This window comes from Streptomyces sp. NPDC088097 (genome assembly GCF_044741845.1).
Classification (GTDB): domain Bacteria; phylum Actinomycetota; class Actinomycetes; order Streptomycetales; family Streptomycetaceae; genus Streptomyces.
This window is the reverse complement of record NZ_JBIUTJ010000001.1, coordinates 847,585-868,288: the sequence shown is the minus strand read 5'-3', so window position 1 is coordinate 868,288 and position 20,704 is coordinate 847,585. Positions and strand designations below refer to the sequence as shown.

Here is a 20,704-nt window from a genome sequence, read left to right as displayed (position 1 = left end):
CCATGGAAGCCAGGGCCCAGGCGCGGTACATCCGCGTCACGCCCATGAAGGCCCGCCGAGTGGTGGACCTTATCCGTGGCATGGATGCCACGGAGGCTCAGGCGGTCCTGCGTTTCGCCCCGCAGGCCGCGAGCGTGCCGGTTGGCAAGGTGCTCGACAGCGCCATTGCCAACGCCGCACACAACTACAACCACCCGGACGCCTCCACGCTGGTCATCAGCGAGGCGTACGTGGACGAGGGCCCGACCCTGAAGCGGTTCCGTCCGCGTGCCCAGGGCCGTGCCTACCGGATCCGCAAGCGGACCAGCCACATCACCGTGGTCGTCAGCAGCAAGGAAGGTTCCCGGTAATGGGCCAGAAGGTAAACCCGCACGGGTTCCGGCTCGGCATCACCACCGACTTCAAGTCGCGTTGGTACGCCGACAAGCTGTACAAGGACTACGTCAAGGAAGACGTCGCCATCCGCAGGATGATGACGTCCGGCATGGAGCGCGCCGGCATCTCGAAGGTTGAGATCGAGCGCACCCGTGACCGCGTGCGTGTGGACATCCACACCGCTCGTCCGGGCATCGTCATCGGTCGCCGTGGCGCCGAGGCCGACCGCATCCGCGGTGACCTCGAGAAGCTCACGGGCAAGCAGGTCCAGCTGAACATCCTCGAGGTCAAGAACCCCGAGCTTGACGCTCAGCTGGTTGCCCAGGCCGTTGCCGAGCAGCTCTCCTCCCGCGTCTCCTTCCGTCGTGCCATGCGCAAGAGCATGCAGGGCACGATGAAGGCCGGCGCCAAGGGCATCAAGATCCAGTGTGGCGGTCGCCTCGGCGGCGCCGAGATGTCCCGCTCCGAGTTCTACCGCGAGGGTCGTGTGCCGCTGCACACGCTGCGCGCGAACGTGGACTACGGCTTCTTCGAGGCCAAGACCACCTTCGGCCGTATCGGTGTGAAGGTCTGGATCTACAAGGGCGATGTCAAGAACATCGCCGAGGTTCGCGCCGAGAACGCTGCGGCCCGTGCGGGTAACCGCCCGGCCCGTGGCGCGCAGGGCGCTGGCGACCGTCCCGCCGGCCGTGGTGGCCGTGGTGGCGAGCGCGGCGGCCGTGGTGGCCGCAAGCCGCAGCAGGCTGCTGGTGCCGAGGCCCCCAAGGCCGACGCTCCCGCCGCCGCTCCGGCCGAGAGCACCGGAACGGAGGCCTGACCGACATGCTGATCCCTCGTAGGGTCAAGCACCGCAAGCAGCACCACCCGAAGCGCAGCGGTATGGCCAAGGGCGGTACTGAGGTCTCGTTCGGCGAGTACGGCATCCAGGCGCTCACCCCGGCCTACGTGACGAACCGCCAGATCGAGGCGGCTCGTATCGCGATGACCCGCCACATCAAGCGTGGCGGCAAGGTCTGGATCAACATCTACCCGGACCGCCCCCTGACGAAGAAGCCGGCCGAAACCCGCATGGGTTCCGGTAAGGGTTCTCCCGAGTGGTGGATCGCGAACGTGCACCCGGGCCGGGTCATGTTCGAGCTGTCCTACCCGAACGAGAAGATTGCTCGTGAGGCGCTCACCCGCGCTGCTCACAAGCTTCCGATGAAGTGCCGGATTGTTCGGCGCGAGGCAGGTGAGTCGTGATGGCGACGGGAACCCAGACGTCCGAGCTCCGCGAGCTCGGTAACGAGGAGCTCGTTGGCAAGCTGAGCGAGGCCAAGGAAGAGCTGTTCAAGCTTCGCTTCCAGGCCGCCACGGGTCAGCTGGAGAACAACGGCCGGCTCAAGTCCGTCCGTAAGGACATCGCTCGCATCTACACCCTGATGCGCGAGCGTGAGCTCGGTATCGAGACGGTGGAGAGCGCCTGATGAGCGAGAAGAACGTGACTGAGACGACCGACCGCGGCTTCCGCAAGACCCGTGAGGGTCTCGTCGTCAGCGACAAGATGGACAAGACCGTCGTCGTCGCTGTCGAGGACCGCGTCAAGCACGCCCTGTACGGCAAGGTCATCCGCCGTACGAACAAGCTCAAGGCTCACGACGAGCAGAACGCTGCCGGCGTCGGCGACCGCGTCATCATCATGGAGACGCGTCCGCTGTCGGCGAGCAAGCGCTGGCGCATCGTCGAGATCCTCGAGAAGGCCAAGTAAGAATTCGCGCAAGCGGATTCCCAGTCCAAAGCCTGAGGGGTTTCCCGCAGGTTCGTTCCGCCAGGCTCGGTGGGGGCGCTCGCTCTTCGGAGTGTGAGGCCCCCGCCGGGAACCGGCAGACAAACAGGAGATACACGTGATCCAGCAGGAGTCGCGACTGCGTATCGCCGACAACACTGGTGCCAAGGAAATCCTTTGCATCCGTGTTCTCGGTGGTTCCGGTCGCCGCTACGCGGGCATCGGTGACGTCATCGTCGCCACCGTCAAGGATGCGATCCCCGGTGGCAACGTGAAGAAGGGTGACGTCGTCAAGGCTGTCATCGTTCGCACCGTCAAGGAGCGTCGCCGCCAGGACGGCTCGTACATCCGCTTTGACGAGAACGCCGCCGTCATTCTGAAGAACGACGGCGACCCTCGCGGCACCCGTATCTTCGGCCCGGTGGGCCGTGAGCTGCGCGAGAAGAAGTTCATGAAGATCATCTCGCTCGCGCCGGAGGTGCTGTAAGCATGAAGATCAAGAAGGGCGACCTGGTTCAGGTCATCACCGGTAAGGACAAGGGCAAGCAGGGCAAGGTCATCACGGCCATCCCTACTGAGAACCGCGTCCTGGTCGAGGGTGTCAACCGGGTCAAGAAGCACACCAAGGCCGGCCAGACCGCTGGTGGCTCGCAGACCGGTGGCATCGTGATCACCGAGGCTCCGATCCACGTCAGCAACGTTCAGCTGGTCGTGGAGAAGGACGGCCAGAAGGTCGTTACCCGCGTCGGTTTCCGCTTCGATGACGAGGGCAACAAGATCCGCGTTGCCAAGCGGACGGGTGAGGACATCTGATGGCTACCACTCCGCGTCTCAAGACGAAGTACCGCGAGGACATCGCGGGCAAGCTGCGTGAAGAGTTCTCCTACGAGAACGTCATGCAGATTCCCGGCCTCGTGAAGATCGTGGTCAACATGGGTGTGGGCGACGCCGCCCGCGACTCCAAGCTGATCGACGGCGCCATCAAGGACCTGACGACGATCACCGGTCAGAAGCCGGCCGTCACGAAGGCCCGCAAGTCCATCGCGCAGTTCAAGCTGCGCGAGGGTCAGCCGATCGGCTGCCACGTCACCCTCCGCGGTGACCGCATGTGGGAGTTCCTGGACCGTACGCTGTCGCTCGCGCTGCCGCGTATCCGTGACTTCCGTGGTCTGTCGCCGAAGCAGTTCGACGGCCGTGGCAACTACACCTTCGGTCTCACGGAGCAGGTCATGTTCCACGAGATCGACCAGGACAAGATCGACCGTACCCGGGGTATGGACATCACCGTGGTTACCACGGCGACCAACGACGACGAGGGCCGCGCCCTCCTTCGTCACCTCGGCTTCCCCTTCAAGGAGGCGTAAGCGAGATGGCGAAGAAGGCTCTCATCGCGAAGGCTGCCCGTAAGCCCAAGTTCGGTGTGCGTGCGTACACCCGCTGCCAGCGCTGCGGTCGCCCTCACTCCGTGTACCGCAAGTTCGGCCTGTGCCGCGTGTGCCTTCGTGAGATGGCTCACCGTGGCGAGCTGCCGGGCGTGACCAAGAGCTCCTGGTAACTCCCCCTCGTCCGTAAGGACTTGAGGAGTACCAGGCACTCTCGGTAAGCATCTGGACGGCGGATGCCCGGCCGCACATGCCGTAGGCTTGTGTGGTTGGGCGTCCGCCGCCCATAACGACTTACTACGCCGTAGGTCCCCGCACCGCACCCGTCCCGCCTCTGAGTGGGGAGAGGGATGGCGCATACAGGAAACCCCGGCGAGAGAGGCCGAAGGCCACTTCATGACCATGACTGACCCGATCGCAGACATGCTCACGCGTCTGCGTAACGCTAACTCGGCGTACCACGACACCGTCGTGATGCCGCACAGCAAGATCAAGTCGCACATCGCGGAGATCCTCCAGCAGGAGGGCTTCATCACCGGCTGGAAGGTCGAGGACGCCGAGGTCGGCAAGAACCTCGTCCTCGAGCTGAAGTTCGGGCCGAACCGTGAGCGCTCCATTGCGGGCATCAAGCGGATTTCGAAGCCCGGTCTGCGCGTATACGCGAAGTCCACCAACCTGCCGAAGGTTCTTGGCGGCCTGGGCGTGGCGATCATCTCCACGTCCCACGGTCTCCTGACCGGCCAGCAGGCAGGCAAGAAGGGCGTAGGTGGGGAAGTCCTCGCCTACGTCTGGTAGTCGGGAACGGAGGAAAAGCAATGTCGCGAATCGGCAAGCTCCCCATCCAGGTTCCCGCCGGTGTGGACGTCACCATCGACGGCCAGACGGTCGCTGTGAAGGGCCCCAAGGGTTCCCTCGCGCTCACCGTCAAGGCGCCGATCGAGATCGTCAAGGGTGAGGACGGCGTTCTGAACGTCACCCGCCCCAACGACGAGCGTCAGAACAAGGCCCTTCACGGCCTGTCCCGCACGCTGGTGGCGAACATGATCACCGGCGTGACCGCGGGATACGTCAAGGCTCTCGAAATCAGCGGTGTCGGTTACCGCGTCGCCGCGAAGGGCTCCAACCTGGAGTTCCAGCTTGGCTACAGCCACCCGATCCTGATCGAGGCGCCCGAGGGCATCTCCTTCAAGGTCGAGTCGCCCACCAAGTTCGCGGTCGAGGGCATCGACAAGCAGAAGGTCGGCGAGGTCGCCGCCAACATCCGCAAGCTGCGGAAGCCCGACCCGTACAAGGCCAAGGGTGTCAAGTACGCCGGCGAAGTCATCCGCCGCAAGGTCGGAAAGGCTGGTAAGTAGCCATGGCATACGGTGTAAAGATCGCCAAGGGCGACGCGTACAAGCGTGCCGCCAAGGCTCGCCGCCACATCCGCATCCGCAAGAACGTCTCGGGTACGGCGGAGCGTCCGCGCCTCGTCGTGACGCGTTCCAACCGCAACATCGTTGCTCAGGTCATCGACGACCTCCAGGGTCACACCCTGGCGTCCGCGTCGACCCTGGACACCTCGATCCGCGGTGGCGAAGGCGACAAGAGCGCCCAGGCCCAGGCCGTCGGCGCACTCGTCGCCGAGCGTGCCAAGGCTGCGGGTGTCGAGACCGTCGTGTTCGACCGCGGTGGCAACCGATACGCCGGGCGCATTGCCGCTCTGGCTGACGCCGCCCGCGAAGCCGGGCTGAAGTTCTAAGCCCCGGTTCCGGGACTCACGGACGTAACAGAGAGAGGTAATCCAATGGCTGGACCCCAGCGCCGCGGAAGCGGTGCCGGTGGCGGCGAGCGGCGGGACCGGAAGGGTCGCGACGGTGGCCCTGCCGCCGAGAAGACCGCTTACGTTGAGCGCGTTGTCGCGATCAACCGCGTCGCCAAGGTTGTCAAGGGTGGTCGCCGCTTCAGCTTCACCGCGCTGGTCGTGGTGGGCGACGGTGACGGCACTGTAGGTGTCGGTTACGGCAAGGCCAAGGAAGTTCCCGCGGCCATCGCCAAGGGTGTCGAGGAAGCCAAGAAGTCCTTCTTCAAGGTTCCGCGCATCCAGGGCACGATCCCTCACCCGATCACGGGCGAGCGTGCCGCGGGCGTCGTGCTCCTGAAGCCGGCTTCCCCCGGTACCGGCGTTATCGCCGGTGGCCCGGTGCGCGCCGTTCTGGAGTGCGCCGGCGTTCACGACATCCTGTCGAAGTCGCTCGGCTCTTCGAACGCGATCAACATCGTGCACGCGACCGTCGCGGCCCTCAAGGGTCTGCAGCGTCCCGAGGAGATCGCGGCTCGCCGTGGTCTGCCCCTCGAGGACGTCGCTCCCGCGGCTCTGCTTCGTGCACGTGCCGGGGCGGGTGCGTAATGGCTCGCCTCAAGATCACGCAGACGAAGTCGTACATCGGCAGCAAGCAGAACCACCGCGACACGCTGCGTTCGCTCGGGCTCAAGCGCCTGAACGACGTCGTGGTCAAGGAGGACCGCCCCGAGTTCCGCGGAATGGCTAACACCGTCCGCCACCTCGTGACGGTTGAGGAGGTTGACTAACATGGCTGAAAACAGCCCGCTGAAGGCCCACAACCTCCGTCCCGCCCCCGGCGCCAAGACCGCGAAGACCCGTGTCGGTCGTGGTGAGGCGTCGAAGGGTAAGACGGCCGGTCGTGGTACGAAGGGCCAGAAGGCCCGTTACCAGATCCCGCAGCGCTTCGAGGGTGGGCAGATGCCCCTCCACATGCGTCTGCCGAAGCTCAAGGGCTTCAAGAACCCGTTCCGCACCGAGTTCCAGGTCGTGAACCTGGACAAGCTCGGCGCTCTCTACCCCGAGGGTGGAGAAGTCACGGTGGCCGACCTGGTCGCCAAGGGCGCGGTTCGCAAGAACAGCCTCGTCAAGGTCCTGGGCCAGGGCGAGCTCTCCGTGGCGCTGCAGGTTTCGGTTGACGCCGTTTCCAGCTCCGCCAAGGAGAAGATCGCTGCCGCTGGTGGCACCGTGACCGAGCTCGTCTAAGACGAACTCAGTGACAAATAGCTAGAAACCCGACCGGGGATGCCTCACATATGGGGCATCCCCGGTTGGTCGTTCCACGGGAGGTGCAGTCGCCGGTAAGGTGGCCTGCACCTTTACTTGTACGTATTCGTCGATCCCTCAGACCGTCACCTCTGACGCAGTAGCGCGGGGGTCGCAGGAGGCACCGTGCTCACCGCGTTCGCCCGGGCGTTCAAGACGCCCGACCTGCGCAAGAAGCTGCTCTTCACGCTCGGCATCATCATGTTGTATCGGCTCGGGTCCCACATCCCCGTGCCCGGCGTGAACTACAAGAACGTTCAGATCTGCGTGGACCAGATGGGGAGCAGCAACAGCCTCTTCGGTCTGGTCAACATGTTCAGCGGTGGCGCGCTGCTGCAGATCACGATCTTTGCGCTCGGCATCATGCCGTACATCACTGCGAGCATCATCCTGCAGCTGCTGACCGTGGTCATCCCGAAGCTGGAGAACCTCAAAAAAGAGGGTCAGTCCGGCACGGCGAAGATCACTCAGTACACGCGCTATTTGACGGTCGCGCTCGCGATCCTGCAGGGCACCGGGCTGGTCGCCACCGCGCGCACCGGCGCTCTGTTCGGTACCTGCCCGGTCCGTTCCGAGATCGTCCCCAACCACTCGATCTTCACCACCGTCGTCATGGTGATCACCATGACCGCCGGTACCTGCGTCGTGATGTGGCTCGGTGAGCTGATCACCGACCGCGGCATCGGCAACGGCATGTCGATCCTCATGTTCATCTCCATCGCGGCCGGTTTCGTCGGCGCCCTGTGGACGATCAAGCTCCAGGGCAAGATCGCCGACGGCTGGGTCGAGTTCGGCGTGGTCATCCTCGTCGGCCTGGCGATGGTGGCCCTGGTGGTCTTCGTCGAGCAGGCGCAGCGCCGCATCCCGGTCCAGTACGCGAAGCGCATGATCGGGCGACGCGCCTACGGCGGCACGTCCACCTACATCCCGCTCAAGGTGAACCAGGCCGGTGTCATCCCGGTCATCTTCGCCTCGTCGCTGCTGTACATCCCGGCCCTGATCGTTCAGTTCAGCGGCTCGACCGCCGGCTGGGCGACCTGGATCCAGAAGCACTTCGTCAAGGGCGACCACCCGTACTACATCGCGACCTACTTCCTCCTGATCGTCTTCTTCGCGTTCTTCTACGTGGCGATCTCGTTCAACCCCGAGGAAGTTGCGGACAACATGAAGAAGTATGGTGGCTTCATCCCGGGCATCCGCGCGGGTCGGCCCACGGCCGAGTACCTGAGCTACGTACTCAACCGGATCACGTGGCCCGGCTCGCTGTACCTGGGTCTCATCGCTCTTGTGCCGACGATGGCGTTGGCGGGCTTCGGGGCGAACCAGAACTTCCCGTTCGGCGGGACGAGCATCCTGATCATCGTGGGTGTGGGTCTGGAAACCGTGAAGCAGATCGAGAGCCAGCTCCAGCAGCGCAATTACGAAGGGTTCCTCCGCTGATGCGTATCGTCCTCGTCGGACCTCCTGGTGCGGGCAAGGGAACGCAGGCAACCGTGCTTGCCGAGACCCTCTCCATCCCGCACATCTCCACGGGCGACCTGTTCCGCGCGAACATCAGCCAGGGCACCGAGCTCGGCAAGCAGGCGAAGGCGTTCATGGACGCCGGCGACCTGGTGCCGGACGAGGTCACCATCGGCATGGCCAAGGACCGCATGGAGGAGCCGGACGCCGTGAACGGCTTCCTGCTCGACGGCTTCCCGCGCAACGTCTCGCAGGCCGAGGCGCTCGACGTGATGCTCAAGGCTGCGGGCATGAAGCTCGATGCCGTCCTCGACCTGGAGGTCGAGGAGGACGAGATCGTCAAGCGCCTGGCGGGGCGGCGCACCTGCCGCAACGACGGCGCGCACGTCTTCCACGTCGCGTACCGCCCGTCCAAGGTCGAGGGTGTCTGCGACATCTGCGGCGGCGAGCTGTACGTGCGCGAGGACCAGTCCGAGGACGCGGTCCGCAACCGGCTGGACGTCTACCACACGCAGACCGAGCCGATCATCGACTACTACAAGGCCCAGGGCCTCGTGTCGACGATCCCGGCGCTGGGTGAGGTCAAGGACGTCACGCAGCGTGCGATGGACGCCCTGAAGAAGTAGTCCCCCGTAGTGCAGGTACGGCCGCGGTGTCCCCAGGGCATCGCGGCCGTACTGTTGACAAGACTTGTTCGAGAAGAACCGTTCCGAAGCTGGAAGGCACGTTCCCATGGTCCAGATCAAGACCCCCGAGCAGATCGCGAAGATGCGCGAGGCGGGGCTGGTCGTCGCGGCGATCCACGCGGCGACCCGTGAGGCGGCCGTTCCGGGCGCCACGACACGGGATCTGGACATGGTGGCCCGCAAGGTGATCGCGGACGCCGGCGCCAAGTCGAACTTCCTCGGCTACGGCGGCTTCCCCGCGACCATCTGCACCTCGGTCAACGAGGTCGTCGTCCACGGCATCCCGGACGACAAGACCGTCCTCAAGGACGGGGACATCATCTCCATCGACGCCGGTGCGATCATCGACGGCTGGCACGGTGACGCGGCCTACACGGCCTTTGTCGGCACCGGTCACGCTCCGGAGCTGGTGGAGCTGTCCCGGGTGACCGAGGAGTCGATGTGGGCCGGTATCGCGGCCATGAAGCTCGGCAACCGCCTGGTGGACATCTCCAAGGCGATCGAGACGTACATCAAGCGCCAGCCCCGTCCGACGACGGGTGAGCACAGCCTCGGCAAGTTCGGGATCATCGAGGACTACGGCGGCCACGGCATCGGCTCCGAGATGCACATGGACCCGCACCTCCTGAACTACGTCTCGCGCCGGCGGGGCAAGGGGATCAAGCTCGTCCCGGGTCTGTGCCTGGCGATCGAGCCGATGGTGTCCCTGGGCACCGCCCAGACGGAGGTCCTGGCGGACGACTGGACGGTCATCACCACGGACGGCACCTGGTCCTCGCACTGGGAGCACTCCATCGCGCTGACCGAGGCCGGTCCCATCGTCTTGACCAGTCCCGACTGCGGCAAGGCGAAGCTCGCGGAGTACGGCGTGACCACCGCGCCCGATCCCCTCGGGTAGCCCTCTCGGTTAATGATCTAGACTCTGGGGCACACTTTCCGGATTCGTCTTTCTGGGTGCCCTGACGTAGACTGACTCGTCGGCTCTCGTGCACTTCCATGTCTGCAAGCAACACCTGCAAACATCGCGAGTACACGGGCCGATCAAGGTAGCCGATTCGAAAGGCGAAGCGTGGCCAAGAAGCAAGGTGCCATCGAAATCGAGGGCACCGTGATCGAGTCCCTCCCGAACGCGATGTTCAGGGTGGAGCTCCAGAACGGTCACAAAGTCCTCGCGCACATCAGCGGCAAGATGCGCATGCACTACATCCGCATCCTCCCTGATGACCGGGTCGTCGTGGAGCTCTCCCCGTACGACCTGACGCGTGGCCGGATCGTCTACCGATACAAGTAGATCTTGTCCTCACTCCCGACCGGACATCACGTCCGGCGCGGGTGGTGGCACTGACCCGGAGAACCTCACCCACATGAAGGTCAAGCCGAGCGTCAAGAAGATCTGCGACAAGTGCAAGGTGATCCGCCGTCACGGTCGGGTCATGGTCATCTGCGACAACCTGCGCCACAAGCAGCGCCAGGGCTGACGCACGCCGACCGACCTGCCTTCCGCAGTTCTTCGCGCGACGTAAGAAAACGTACATACGCAGAACCCGCCCAGCCCTGAAGAGGGTCGGCGGCACCTCCGGCGGGGGCCGGGGACCCGGACGTACCACCACCCATCAGGCGTGGTCGGCGGTCGGGGACGGTTCTGCTGAAGACCCCCGAACACACAGGAGCCATTGAATGGCACGCGTTTCCGGTGTTGACATCCCGCGCGAAAAGCGCGTGGAGATCGCACTCACCTACGTCTTCGGTGTCGGTCGCACCCGGTCCAAGGAAATCCTTGCGGCCACCGGTGTGGACCCGAACACCCGCGTTCGTGACCTGGCCGAAGAAGACCTGGTCAAGATCCGCGAGTACGTGGACGCCAACCTCCGCACCGAGGGTGACCTCCGCCGCGAGATCCAGGCCGACATTCGCCGCAAGGTCGAGATCCAGTGCTACCAGGGTATCCGCCACCGTCGCGGCCTCCCGGTGCACGGTCAGCGCACCAGCACGAACGCTCGTACCCGCAAGGGTCCGCGTCGCGCGATCGCCGGTAAGAAGAAGCCGGGCAAGAAGTAGTCCTGTTCAGCGGTCTTGCGCTGTAGGACCGACCACCTCCCGTAGGAGATTTAGATGCCCCCCAAGGGTCGTCAGGGCGCTGCCAAGAAGGTGCGCCGCAAGGAAAAGAAGAACATCGCTCATGGGCACGCCCACATCAAGAGCACGTTCAACAACACCATCGTTTCGATCACGGACCCCGCGGGCAACGTGATCTCCTGGGCCTCCGCCGGCCACGTCGGCTTCAAGGGCTCGCGCAAGTCCACCCCCTTCGCCGCGCAGATGGCCGCCGAGTCGGCCGCCCGCCGCGCGCAGGAGCACGGCATGCGCAAGGTCGACGTCTTCGTCAAGGGTCCCGGCTCCGGCCGTGAGACCGCGATCCGCTCCCTCCAGGCCACTGGCCTCGAGGTCGGCTCGATCCAGGACGTCACCCCCACCCCGCACAACGGCTGCCGTCCGCCGAAGCGCCGCCGCGTCTGACGCAGCGACGCCTGTGCGTCTTTGAGTGTTCGGGCGGCACGCACCCTTCGCGGGGGACGTGCCGCCCGTACCCTTGCTGTATGTAGTGCCCGTCGGACGTCAAATAGTGGGCGTCCACGACTGAAGGAACACACATGCTTATCGCTCAGCGTCCTTCGCTGACCGAAGAGGTCGTCGACGAGTACCGCTCGCGGTTCGTGATCGAGCCGCTGGAGCCGGGCTTCGGCTACACCCTCGGCAACTCCCTGCGCCGTACGCTCCTGTCCTCGATCCCGGGTGCCGCTGTCACCAGCATCCGCGTGGACGGCGTCCTGCACGAGTTCACCACCGTGCCGGGTGTCAAGGAAGACGTCACCGACATCATCCTCAACATCAAGCAGCTGGTCGTCTCCTCGGAGCACGACGAGCCGGTCGTGATGTACCTGCGCAAGCAGGGTCCCGGCCTGGTCACCGCTGCCGACATCGCGCCCCCGGCCGGTGTCGAGGTGCACAACCCGGACCTGGTCCTCGCCACGCTCAACGGCAAGGGCAAGCTGGAGATGGAGCTGACCGTCGAGCGCGGTCGCGGCTACGTCTCCGCCGTCCAGAACAAGCAGCTGGGCCAGGAGATCGGTCGCATCCCGATCGACTCCATCTACAGCCCGGTCCTCAAGGTCACCTACAAGGTCGAGGCGACCCGAGTCGAGCAGCGCACCGACTTCGACAAGCTGATCGTCGACGTCGAGACCAAGCAGGCCATGCGCCCGCGCGACGCCATGGCGTCCGCCGGCAAGACCCTGGTCGAGCTGTTCGGTCTGGCGCGCGAGCTCAACATCGACGCCGAGGGCATCGACATGGGCCCCTCGCCGACGGACGCGGCCCTGGCCGCCGATCTGGCGCTGCCGATCGAGGAGCTGGAGCTCACGGTCCGCTCGTACAACTGCCTCAAGCGCGAGGGCATCCACTCCGTGGGTGAGCTCGTCGCCCGCTCCGAGGCGGACCTGCTCGACATCCGCAACTTCGGTGCGAAGTCGATCGACGAGGTCAAGGCGAAGCTGGCCGGCATGGGCCTGGCCCTCAAGGACAGCCCGCCCGGATTCGACCCGACCGCCGCCGCCGACGCCTTCGGCGCCGACGACGACGCGGACGCCGGTTTCGTCGAGACCGAGCAGTACTAAGCACCACAGAGAACTTTCCCGGGGCATCCGCCCCGGGGGAACTGTCACCGGTACCTGACACGGCCGGTGCAGATATGAAGGAGTAAGACCATGCCGCGTCCCGCAAAGGGTGCCCGTCTGGGCGGCAGCGCCGCGCACGAGAAGCACCTCCTCGCGAACCTCGCGAAGGCGCTCTTCGAGCACGGCCGCATCACCACCACCGAGGCCAAGGCCCGTCGCCTGCGTCCCTACGCCGAGCGTCTGGTGACCAAGGCCAAGAAGGGCGACATCCACAACCGTCGCCTGGTGCTGCAGACGATCACGGACAAGAGCATCGTGCACACGCTCTTCACCGAGATCGCCCCGCGCTACGAGAACCGCCCCGGTGGTTACACGCGCATCACCAAGATCGGCAACCGTCGTGGCGACAACGCCCCGATGGCCGTGATCGAGCTGGTCGAGGCCCTTACGGTCGCCCAGCAGGCCACCGGTGAGGCCGAAGCCGCCACCAAGCGCGCGGTCAAGGAGGCGGAGGCCAAGGCCGACGCCACCGAGACCGAGGCCGCCGAGGAGACCAAGGAGGCCTGATCCCGCTTCGGGATCGAGCTTGCTTGATCGGCTCTGAACGGGCCCGCCCCTTCCGGGGGCGGGCCCGTTCTGTTTTTCGCGGTACTCGCGCTTCTGAGAGGATCTGTCACGTGAGTGACGAGGTGGAGCCCGGGCACGTCCGGGTAAGGCTGGACCTGTCCTACGACGGCAAGGACTTCTCCGGCTGGGCCAAGCAGCGCACGCTGCGGACCGTGCAGGGGGAGCTGGAGAGCGCCCTGCGCACGGTGATGCGGCTGGGCGAGCCGGTCGATCTGACGGTGGCCGGTCGCACCGACGCCGGGGTGCACGCGCGCGGGCAGGTCGCGCAGTTCGACCTGGCCGAGGAGGTGTGGGCCGAACACCAGGACAAGCTGCTGCGCCGGCTCGCCGGGCGACTGCCGCACGACGTACGCGTCTGGAAGGCCGCCGAGGCCCCCCAGGGCTTCAACGCCCGTTTCTCCGCCATCTGGCGCCGCTACGCCTACCGCGTGGGCGACCACCAGGCCGGCGTGGACCCGCTGCGCCGCGGGCACGTGCTGTGGCACCAGTGGCCCCTGGACGTGGACGCCATGAACGAGGCGTCCGCCGCGCTGGTCGGCGAGCACGACTTCGCCGCGTACTGCAAGAAGCGCGAGGGCGCCACGACGATCCGTACGCTCCAGCAGCTCGCCTGGGTGCGCGGCGAGGACGGGATCGTCACCGCGACCGTGCGGGCCGACGCCTTCTGCCACAACATGGTCCGCTCGCTGGTCGGCGCACTGCTGCACGTCGGCGACGGGCACCGCCCCACCGACTGGCCGGGCGAGGTGCTGGGCGCGGCCGTACGGGACTCCTCGGTGCACGTGGTGAAGCCGCACGGGCTCACCCTGGAGGAGGTCGGCTACCCCGCCGACGAGCTGCTGGCCGCCCGCAGCAAGGAAGCGCGCAACCTGCGGACCCTCCCGGGCGCCGGCTGCTGCTGACCGCGGGCAAACCGTTTGGGTGGATCGCGGCCCGACCGGGAGAATGCGCGGCATGGGACATCTCGAAGCCAACCACCTGGAGTACTACCTTCCCGACGGGCGGGTCCTGCTCCCCGACGTCTCCTTCCGCGTGGGGGAGGGGTCGGTGGTGGCCCTGGTGGGGGCGAACGGCGCCGGCAAGACCACCCTGCTCAAGCTGATCTCCGGTGAGCTCCAGCCGCACGGGGGCGGCGTCGCCATCAGTGGCGGGCTCGGGGTGATGTCGCAGTTCGTGGGCTCCGTCCGGGACGAGACGACCGTACGGGACCTGCTGGTCTCGGTGGCGCAGCCGCGGATCCGCGAGGCCGCGAAGGCCGTGGACCGGGCCGAGCACCTGATCCTGACCGTGGACGACGAGGCCGCGCAGATGGCGTACGCGCAGGCGCTCAGCGACTGGGCCGACGTGCAGGGCTACGAGGCGGAGACCCTCTGGGACGTCTGCACCACGGCCGCCCTGTCGATCCCGTACGACAGCGCCCAGTACCGCGAGGTGCGCACGCTGTCCGGTGGTGAGCAGAAGCGGCTGGTGCTGGAGGCGCTGCTGCGCGGGCCGGACGAGGTGCTGCTCCTCGACGAGCCGGACAACTACCTGGACGTCCCGGGCAAGCGGTGGCTGGAGGAGCAGCTCAAGGCCACGCGCAAGACGGTGCTGTTCGTCTCGCACGACCGGGAACTGCTCACCCGAGCCGCCGAGAAGATCATCAGCCTGGAGGCGAGCCCGACCGGCAGCGACGTGTGGGTGCACGGGGCCGGCTTCGCGACCTACCACGAGGCCCGCAAGGAGCGCTTCGCGCGCTTCGAGGAGCTCAAGCGCCGCTGGGACGAGGAGCATGCCCGCCTGCGGGCGCTGGTGCTGCGGCTGCGCAACCAGGCCGCCTCCAGCCCCGACATGGCCTCGCGCTACCGGGCGATGCAGACGCGCTTCCAGAAGTTCGAGGAGGCCGGCCCGCCGCCGGAGCCGCCGCGCGAGCAGGACATCCGGATGCGGCTCAAGGGCGGGCGTACGGGGGTGCGCGCGCTGACCGTGGAGAACCTGGAGCTGACGGGCCTGATGAAGCCCTTCTCCCTGGAGGTCTTCTACGGGGAGCGGGTCGCGGTGCTCGGCTCCAACGGATCCGGCAAGTCGCACTTCCTGAGGCTGCTGGCCGGCGACGAGGTCAAGCACACCGGCACCTGGAAGCTCGGCGCGCGGGTGCTGCCGGGCCACTTCGCGCAGACGCACGCCCACCCGGAGCTGTTCGCGCGCACCCTCGTCGACATCCTGTGGACGGAGGCGGCCAAGCCGCTCGGCGCCGCGATGGGGGCCCTGCGCCGCTACGAGCTGGAGCGACAGGCGGACCAGCCCTTCGAGAAGCTCTCGGGTGGTCAGCAGGCACGTTTCCAGATCCTGCTGCTGGAACTGGCCGGTACGACGGCGCTGCTCCTGGACGAGCCGACCGACAACCTGGACCTGGAGTCGGCCGAGGCCCTCCAGGACGGGTTGGAGTCCTACGACGGAACTGTGCTGTGCGTCACGCATGACCGGTGGTTCGCGCGGACATTTGACCGCTACCTGGTCTTCGGTTCGGACGGTGTTGTGCGGGAGACTCAGGAACCCGTGTGGGACGAGCGGCGGGTCGAGCGCGAGCGCTGAGACCCCGCGGCACGTCTCGACGTACCGAGTCGGACGCAAGCGCCGGGGGCGACCACCCCCGGCGGTCGAGGGGGGAGGCGTTGTGGGGCTGCGGCCTAGCATCTGGGTCCTGAAGTGGAACCATCCGTCCACGGCGGACCGGGTGGTCGGCTGGCTGCTCCGGCCGGCGCCCCGCTCCTGGCGGGTGGTCTCCCTGCTGATCCTGCTGACCGTCTCGGTCTCGACCAGCCTGCGGTCGAACTGGGGCTCCGACAACGCCTTCGTGGTCAAGGCGGCGCAGGCGCTGCTGTCCGGGGCCTCCCCGTACGAGGACAAGCGGTTCCTGTACCTGCCGAGCGCCGTGCTCATGGCGGTGCCGGAGGCGTTGCTGCCGCAGGTGGTGCTGCGCTGGCTGCTGCCGGTGGGCATGACGGGGCTGGTGGGGCTGGGCTGGTGGGCGGCCCTGCGGCTGTTCGCCGTGCCGGTGTGCTCCCGTTTCGCGGTGGGCGGCCTCGGGCTGCTCGCACTGGCCTACAAGCCGTACGTGAACCTCGTGCTGATCGGGAACTGGACGGCCATCTCGGCCGCCGCCCTGCCGGTGGCGCTGTTGCTCGCGCACCGGCGGTCCTGGGCGGCGGCGGGGCTCGTGGTGGGCCTGGCCATCGCCTGCAAGCCGATGCTGGTGCCGATCGGGCTTCTCTTCGTCCTGGCCCGGCAGTGGCGCGGGCTGTCCGTGGCGGTGCTGGTGCCGGTGCTCGTGTCGCTGGCGGGGGCGCTGCTGATGCCGAGCCCGACGCTGTTCTTCACCAAGACCCTGCCGTTCCTCTTCCAGGGCCAGGACGCCTACGCGCTGCCGTGGGACGCCTCCCCGATCGCGGTGCTGCCGCGTCTGGGGGTGCCGGAGTCGGTGGCCGTGCTGCTGGCGGGCGCGGGGGCGGCCGCCGGGCTGTGGGGGGCGTGGGCACGGTGGCGGCGTACGGAGGGGGAGACCGACGGGGGCGCGCTGCGGCTGGCGGAGACGGCCTGCATGGTGATGCTCGCCGCATTCCTGGTGTCGCGGCCCTCCTTCGACCACTACCTCCTCGTGGTGCTTCCACTGCTGCTCGCCTCGGGGGTGCGGGAGGGGTCGATGCCGCGCTCCCCTTGGTTCTGGGCGGGTCTGGCGCCTCAGTTCGCGCTGGTTCCGTGGCCCTCCGAGTTCGAGCACAAGAGGCGGGCGTTCCGGGACTTCGCGGCGCTGTGCGCGCTCTCGGGATTGTGCGTATGGCGCGCACTGCGCTCGGGCCGGGTTAGGCTGGAAGCCGTACGAACTGCGGGGTCCCCACCCAGGACCGATCCGGAGTGCACCGCGGCCCCCGTTGAAGCGGGGTCGCGGACCGCGTTTTGACCCTTCCAGGTCTTCACGGGTATCCTGCTGGTTCGTTATGCGTATTGGCTTGCTCATTCTCACGTGAATTTGCCTTACGCCGGTCCACCGGGCCGATGACCAGCGGTACACACGGGTTGCGTCCCCGATGTGAACCAGGGCTGTCGTGATCGTCCGTGGTGACCCATGTCAGGACCCGTCCCTTCGGGCTCACCCCCCGGGGATGACCCACCACTGAAGAAGCGAAGGCATACGCGTGCGTACGTTCAGCCCCAAGCCCGGCGACATCTCGCGCCAGTGGCTCGTCATCGACGCCCAGGACGTTGTCCTCGGCCGTCTGGCGACCCAGGTTGCTGCCCTCCTGCGGGGCAAGCACAAGCCGACTTACGCCCCCCACATGGACATGGGCGACTTCGTCATCGTCGTCAACGCCGACAAGGTTCACCTGTCCGGCAACAAGGCGACCCAGAAGATGGCGTACCGCCACTCCGGCTACCCGGGTGGTCTCCGCTCCGTGCGTTACGACGACCTCCTGGCGAACAACCCGGAGAAGGCCGTCGAGAAGGCCATCAAGGGCATGCTCCCCAAGAACACCCTGGGCCGTCAGATGCTCTCGAAGCTGAAGGTCTACTCGGGCGATGTGCACCCCCACGCTGCTCAGCAGCCGGTGCCGTTCGAGATCACCCAGGTCGCGCAGTAGTTCCGGCCACCCCCTAGACCGTAGAAAATTCTGAGGAGCATCGTGGCCGAGACCACCGCCGAGACCCCTGTCGTCGAAGAAGAGTTCGAGGGCAACGTCGAGGAATACACCACCGAGTCCGCGGACGTAGTCGAGGGCGACTACACCTCGGAGTCCCTTGCCGGTCGCTTCGGTGACCCCCAGCCGGCCGCCGGCCTGGGCCGTCGCAAGAACGCCATCGCCCGCGTCCGGATCGTTCCGGGCACCGGCAAGTGGAAGATCAACGCCCGCACCCTTGAGGACTACTTCCCCAACAAGGTGCACCAGCAGGAAGTCAACGAGCCCTTCAAGCTCCTGGAGCTTGACGGCCGCTACGACGTCATCGCCCGCATCTCGGGTGGCGGCGTCTCCGGCCAGGCCGGTGCCCTGCGCCTCGGTGTCGCCCGTGCGCTGAACGAGGCGGACGAGGACAACAACCGCCCGGCGCTGAAGAAGGCCGGCTTCCTCTCGCGTGACGACCGTGCGGTCGAGCGCAAGAAGGCCGGTCTCAAGAAGGCCCGTAAGGCTCCGCAGTACAGCAAGCGTTAATCTGCGCCTGCTGTTCTGCAACGAAACCGCCCCGGCAGCACTCTTTGTGCTGTCGGGGCGGTTCGTTTACCGCCATAAGCGGCACATAGATGTCACAACTGGTCACAAGCGATGCGTGAACTCGGGAGGACAACAGTGGGACGACTCTTCGGGACGGACGGTGTACGGGGCGTCGCCAACGCGGATCTGACGGCTGAGCTGGCGCTCGGCCTCTCCGTGGCGGCGGCGCACGTACTGGCCGAGGCGGGCACCTTCGCGGGTCACCGCGCCACGGCCGTCGTCGGCCGTGACCCCCGCGCGTCGGGCGAGTTCCTGGAGGCCGCGGTCGTCGCGGGCCTCGCGAGTGCCGGCGTGGACGTCCTGCGCGTCGGTGTGCTGCCCACCCCCGCGGTGGCGTATCTCACCGGTGCGCTGGGCGCCGACCTCGGCGTGATGCTCTCCGCGAGCCACAACGCGATGCCCGACAACGGCATCAAGTTCTTCGCGCGCGGCGGCCACAAGCTCGCCGACGACCTGGAGGGCCGGATCGAGTCCGTCTACGAGGAGCACCGCACCGGCGCCCCCTGGGACCGGCCCACCGGTGACGGCGTCGGCCGCGTCTCCGACTACGACGAGGGCTTCGACAAGTACGTCGCCCACCTCATCGGGGTCCTCCCCAACCGCATCGAAGGCCTCAAGATCGTCCTGGACGAGGCCCACGGCGCCGCCGCCTACGTCTCGCCCGAGGCCTTCGCCCGCGCCGGCGCGGACGTCGTCACCATCGGCGCCGAGCCCGACGGCCTCAACATCAACGACGGCTGCGGCTCCACCCACCTGGGCCTGCTCAAGGCCGCCGTCATCGAGCACGAGGCCGACTTCGGCATCGCGCACGACGGCGACGCCGACCGCTGCCTGGCCGTGGACCACACCGGCGCCGAGGTCGACGGCGACCAGATCCTCGCGGTGCTGGCACTGGCCATGCGCGAGTCGGGCCACCTGCGCGAGAACACCGTGGTCGGCACCGTCATGTCGAACCTGGGCTTCAAGCTGGCCATGGAGGCCGAGGGCATCGCGGTCGTCCAGACCGGTGTCGGCGACCGCTACGTGCTGGAGTCGATGAAGGAGCACGGCTACGCGCTGGGCGGCGAGCAGTCCGGCCACGTGATCATCCTCGACCACGCCACCACCGGCGACGGCACCCTGACCGGCCTGATGCTCGCGGCGCGCGTCGCGGCCACCGGACGCACCCTGGCCGACCTGGCCGGGGTCATGGAGCGGCTGCCGCAGATCCTGATCAACGTCCCGGACGTGGACCGGACCCGGGTCACCACCTCGGGCGAGCTGGCCGCGGCCGTCGCCGACGCCGAGCGGGAGCTGGGCGCCACCGGCCGGGTGCTGCTGCGCCCCTCCGGTACGGAACCCCTCGTCCGCGTGATGGTGGAGGCCGCCGACATCGAGCAGGCCCGCGCCGTCGCCGGCCGGCTGGCCGACGTCGTGAAGTCGGCGCTCGGCTAGACGCTGTTACTGCGTGGCGCACCCGGGGGTCGGAGCATCCGGCCCCGCTGGGTGCGCCACAGCAGTTTCCAGGCCAGCAGGGTCAGCGAGCCCGACAGGACGATGCCCGCCAGGTTCAGCGCGAGCTGGATGGACGAGCCCCACATCTGGGCGAACTCCCCGTAGCTCAGGGCCACGGCCGCGTTGGCGGCGGCCGGCACGGTGGTCACCGAGATCGCCACGCCCACCAGCGCCCCCGCCTTCGACGAGGTCAGCGACAGCATCCCGGCCATGCCGGCGAGCAGCGCGACCACGAAGGAGAACGGGTCGGGCTTCCACACGAAGCTGGTGTTCGGCCGGGGGGCGTCCAGCATGCTCACGTGGAACAGCCCTATCCCGCTCATGGCCAGGCTGAACAGGGTCGTCGCCGCCATCGCCGCGGCGAAGCCGACGACCAGGGCGATCACCGAGCGCCAGGCGAGTCTCGGGGCGCCGCGCACCAGGCCGGTGCAGATCCCGGCGAGCGGGCCGAACTCGGGGCCGACCGCCATCGCGCCCACGATCAGGACGGCGTTGTCCAACACCACGCCACAGGCCGCGATCATCGTGGCGATGATCAGGAACGCGCAGTAGGTGATGGTGAGGGTGGACTCCTCGTGCGAGGACTCGGCCAGCTGCTCCCAGATCACCGCGTCGGCGCCCTCGCCCGGGGCCTCGTCCTCGGCACGGTCGGCGCGCCGGGAGATCGACAGGTCGATGTTCTCCACGGCGATGGAGCCGCTGTCGGGCAGGCCCAGCGCGCGCAGCTCGGCCAGCAGCTCGTCGGCGGCCTCGCGGGCCACGTCGCACAGCACCACGTCGCCCTCGGGATCGCGGGCCGCGCCGGGGAGCACGACCAGGTGCGTGGTGCCGACCGTCGCGTCGATCAGCGCCACGACCCGCTCCGTGAGTGCCTGCGGGGTGATCATCCTCAGGTGCAGCATCCAC

31 protein-coding genes are annotated in these 20,704 nt (G+C 67.2%); 30 read left to right on the top strand and 1 reads right to left on the bottom strand.

What is annotated here, in order from left to right; translation table 11 throughout:
* Positions 1-2: 2 nt before the first annotated feature.
* The 30 genes from rplV (at position 3) to glmM (ending at position 19,738) form a co-directional block, all read left to right on the top strand.
* Entirely contained in the window at positions 3-350 is a 348-nt protein-coding gene (rplV, locus tag ACIOD1_RS03880) for a 50S ribosomal protein L22 (RefSeq protein ID WP_007265904.1), read from the top strand.
* A complete protein-coding gene (rpsC, locus tag ACIOD1_RS03875) occupies positions 350-1,192 on the top strand; it encodes a 30S ribosomal protein S3 (protein WP_008739710.1) in 843 nt (280 codons plus the stop codon). The genes rplV and rpsC overlap by 1 nt, the downstream gene beginning before the upstream one ends.
* Positions 1,193-1,197: 5 nt before the next feature.
* Positions 1,198-1,617: a 50S ribosomal protein L16 gene (gene rplP, locus ACIOD1_RS03870; protein WP_112447745.1), complete on the top strand. Its 420-nt coding sequence runs from the start codon at positions 1,198-1,200 to the stop codon at positions 1,615-1,617.
* Positions 1,617-1,841, top strand: coding sequence for a 50S ribosomal protein L29 (rpmC, locus tag ACIOD1_RS03865; protein ID WP_365621724.1), 225 nt, complete (start codon positions 1,617-1,619; stop codon positions 1,839-1,841). Before rplP ends, rpmC begins: the two co-directional genes overlap by 1 nt.
* Positions 1,841-2,122, top strand: a complete 282-nt coding sequence (gene rpsQ / locus ACIOD1_RS03860) for a 30S ribosomal protein S17 (RefSeq protein WP_112447744.1) — start codon at positions 1,841-1,843, stop codon at positions 2,120-2,122. The genes rpmC and rpsQ overlap by 1 nt, the downstream gene beginning before the upstream one ends.
* A gap of 136 nt (positions 2,123-2,258) precedes the next feature.
* On the top strand, positions 2,259-2,627 hold the full coding sequence (rplN, locus tag ACIOD1_RS03855; protein WP_008739701.1) for a 50S ribosomal protein L14: 369 nt from the start codon (positions 2,259-2,261) through the stop codon (positions 2,625-2,627).
* A gap of 2 nt (positions 2,628-2,629) precedes the next feature.
* Positions 2,630-2,953 (top strand): 50S ribosomal protein L24, encoded by a 324-nt coding sequence (rplX, locus tag ACIOD1_RS03850; protein WP_365621729.1) that lies wholly within the window; start codon positions 2,630-2,632, stop codon positions 2,951-2,953.
* Positions 2,953-3,504: a 50S ribosomal protein L5 gene (rplE, locus tag ACIOD1_RS03845; protein ID WP_030388859.1), complete on the top strand. Its 552-nt coding sequence runs from the start codon at positions 2,953-2,955 to the stop codon at positions 3,502-3,504. Before rplX ends, rplE begins: the two co-directional genes overlap by 1 nt.
* Before the next feature lie 5 nt (positions 3,505-3,509).
* The gene (locus ACIOD1_RS03840) at positions 3,510-3,695 is read left to right on the top strand and encodes a type Z 30S ribosomal protein S14 (protein WP_003956452.1); all 186 of its coding nucleotides are present in this window, start codon (positions 3,510-3,512) and stop codon (positions 3,693-3,695) included.
* A 223-nt stretch (positions 3,696-3,918) separates the two neighbouring features.
* Complete coding sequence (rpsH, locus tag ACIOD1_RS03835; protein ID WP_067163170.1) at positions 3,919-4,317, top strand: 30S ribosomal protein S8; 399 nt, start codon at positions 3,919-3,921, stop codon at positions 4,315-4,317.
* 20 nt (positions 4,318-4,337) lie between these two features.
* Complete coding sequence (gene rplF, locus ACIOD1_RS03830; RefSeq protein ID WP_365621733.1) at positions 4,338-4,877, top strand: 50S ribosomal protein L6; 540 nt, start codon at positions 4,338-4,340, stop codon at positions 4,875-4,877.
* A 2-nt stretch (positions 4,878-4,879) separates the two neighbouring features.
* On the top strand, positions 4,880-5,263 hold the full coding sequence (gene rplR, locus ACIOD1_RS03825) for a 50S ribosomal protein L18 (RefSeq protein WP_008739696.1): 384 nt from the start codon (positions 4,880-4,882) through the stop codon (positions 5,261-5,263).
* 45 nt (positions 5,264-5,308) lie between these two features.
* The gene (rpsE, locus tag ACIOD1_RS03820) at positions 5,309-5,911 is read left to right on the top strand and encodes a 30S ribosomal protein S5 (RefSeq protein ID WP_073912880.1); all 603 of its coding nucleotides are present in this window, start codon (positions 5,309-5,311) and stop codon (positions 5,909-5,911) included.
* Complete coding sequence (rpmD, locus tag ACIOD1_RS03815; protein ID WP_041985698.1) at positions 5,911-6,093, top strand: 50S ribosomal protein L30; 183 nt, start codon at positions 5,911-5,913, stop codon at positions 6,091-6,093. Before rpsE ends, rpmD begins: the two co-directional genes overlap by 1 nt.
* Before the next feature lies 1 nt (position 6,094).
* A complete protein-coding gene (rplO, locus tag ACIOD1_RS03810) occupies positions 6,095-6,550 on the top strand; it encodes a 50S ribosomal protein L15 (protein ID WP_365621738.1) in 456 nt (151 codons plus the stop codon).
* A gap of 186 nt (positions 6,551-6,736) precedes the next feature.
* Entirely contained in the window at positions 6,737-8,050 is a 1,314-nt protein-coding gene (gene secY / locus ACIOD1_RS03805) for a preprotein translocase subunit SecY (RefSeq protein WP_365621740.1), read from the top strand.
* Positions 8,050-8,697, top strand: a complete 648-nt coding sequence (locus tag ACIOD1_RS03800) for an adenylate kinase (RefSeq protein WP_365621743.1) — start codon at positions 8,050-8,052, stop codon at positions 8,695-8,697. The genes secY and ACIOD1_RS03800 overlap by 1 nt, the downstream gene beginning before the upstream one ends.
* 106 nt (positions 8,698-8,803) lie before the next feature.
* Complete coding sequence (gene map, locus ACIOD1_RS03795; protein ID WP_365621746.1) at positions 8,804-9,655, top strand: type I methionyl aminopeptidase; 852 nt, start codon at positions 8,804-8,806, stop codon at positions 9,653-9,655.
* A 171-nt stretch (positions 9,656-9,826) separates the two neighbouring features.
* Entirely contained in the window at positions 9,827-10,048 is a 222-nt protein-coding gene (infA, locus tag ACIOD1_RS03790; RefSeq protein ID WP_014047798.1) for a translation initiation factor IF-1, read from the top strand.
* A 73-nt stretch (positions 10,049-10,121) separates the two neighbouring features.
* Positions 10,122-10,235: a 50S ribosomal protein L36 gene (gene rpmJ / locus ACIOD1_RS03785; protein ID WP_003956441.1), complete on the top strand. Its 114-nt coding sequence runs from the start codon at positions 10,122-10,124 to the stop codon at positions 10,233-10,235.
* A 199-nt stretch (positions 10,236-10,434) separates the two neighbouring features.
* Positions 10,435-10,815, top strand: a complete 381-nt coding sequence (rpsM, locus tag ACIOD1_RS03780; RefSeq protein ID WP_365621749.1) for a 30S ribosomal protein S13 — start codon at positions 10,435-10,437, stop codon at positions 10,813-10,815.
* A 54-nt stretch (positions 10,816-10,869) separates the two neighbouring features.
* Positions 10,870-11,274, top strand: coding sequence for a 30S ribosomal protein S11 (rpsK, locus tag ACIOD1_RS03775; protein ID WP_267751561.1), 405 nt, complete (start codon positions 10,870-10,872; stop codon positions 11,272-11,274).
* Between the two features lie 134 nt (positions 11,275-11,408).
* Entirely contained in the window at positions 11,409-12,431 is a 1,023-nt protein-coding gene (locus ACIOD1_RS03770) for a DNA-directed RNA polymerase subunit alpha (protein WP_008739666.1), read from the top strand.
* Positions 12,432-12,521: 90 nt separating this feature from the next.
* Entirely contained in the window at positions 12,522-12,998 is a 477-nt protein-coding gene (gene rplQ / locus ACIOD1_RS03765) for a 50S ribosomal protein L17 (RefSeq protein ID WP_365621754.1), read from the top strand.
* 110 nt (positions 12,999-13,108) lie between these two features.
* A complete protein-coding gene (gene truA / locus ACIOD1_RS03760) occupies positions 13,109-13,960 on the top strand; it encodes a tRNA pseudouridine(38-40) synthase TruA (RefSeq protein WP_401899946.1) in 852 nt (283 codons plus the stop codon).
* A 52-nt stretch (positions 13,961-14,012) separates the two neighbouring features.
* Positions 14,013-15,632, top strand: coding sequence for an ATP-binding cassette domain-containing protein (locus ACIOD1_RS03755; RefSeq protein WP_365621760.1), 1,620 nt, complete (start codon positions 14,013-14,015; stop codon positions 15,630-15,632).
* Positions 15,633-15,714: 82 nt separating this feature from the next.
* Positions 15,715-16,998, top strand: coding sequence for a glycosyltransferase family 87 protein (locus ACIOD1_RS03750; protein WP_365621763.1), 1,284 nt, complete (start codon positions 15,715-15,717; stop codon positions 16,996-16,998).
* A 235-nt stretch (positions 16,999-17,233) separates the two neighbouring features.
* Positions 17,234-17,677, top strand: a complete 444-nt coding sequence (gene rplM, locus ACIOD1_RS03745; protein WP_365621766.1) for a 50S ribosomal protein L13 — start codon at positions 17,234-17,236, stop codon at positions 17,675-17,677.
* Between the two features lie 42 nt (positions 17,678-17,719).
* Entirely contained in the window at positions 17,720-18,244 is a 525-nt protein-coding gene (rpsI, locus tag ACIOD1_RS03740; RefSeq protein ID WP_365621769.1) for a 30S ribosomal protein S9, read from the top strand.
* 135 nt (positions 18,245-18,379) lie between these two features.
* Positions 18,380-19,738 carry a phosphoglucosamine mutase gene (gene glmM / locus ACIOD1_RS03735; RefSeq protein ID WP_365621772.1) on the top strand — a complete coding sequence of 453 codons (1,359 nt, stop codon included), beginning with the start codon at positions 18,380-18,382 and terminating at the stop codon, positions 19,736-19,738.
* Here the strand turns inward: glmM and ACIOD1_RS03730 are convergent.
* Positions 19,735-20,700, bottom strand: a complete 966-nt coding sequence (locus ACIOD1_RS03730) for a DUF389 domain-containing protein (protein ID WP_401899941.1) — start codon at positions 20,698-20,700, stop codon at positions 19,735-19,737. The two genes, glmM and ACIOD1_RS03730, sit on opposite strands and share 4 nt — an antisense overlap.
* Positions 20,701-20,704: the final 4 nt, after the last annotated feature.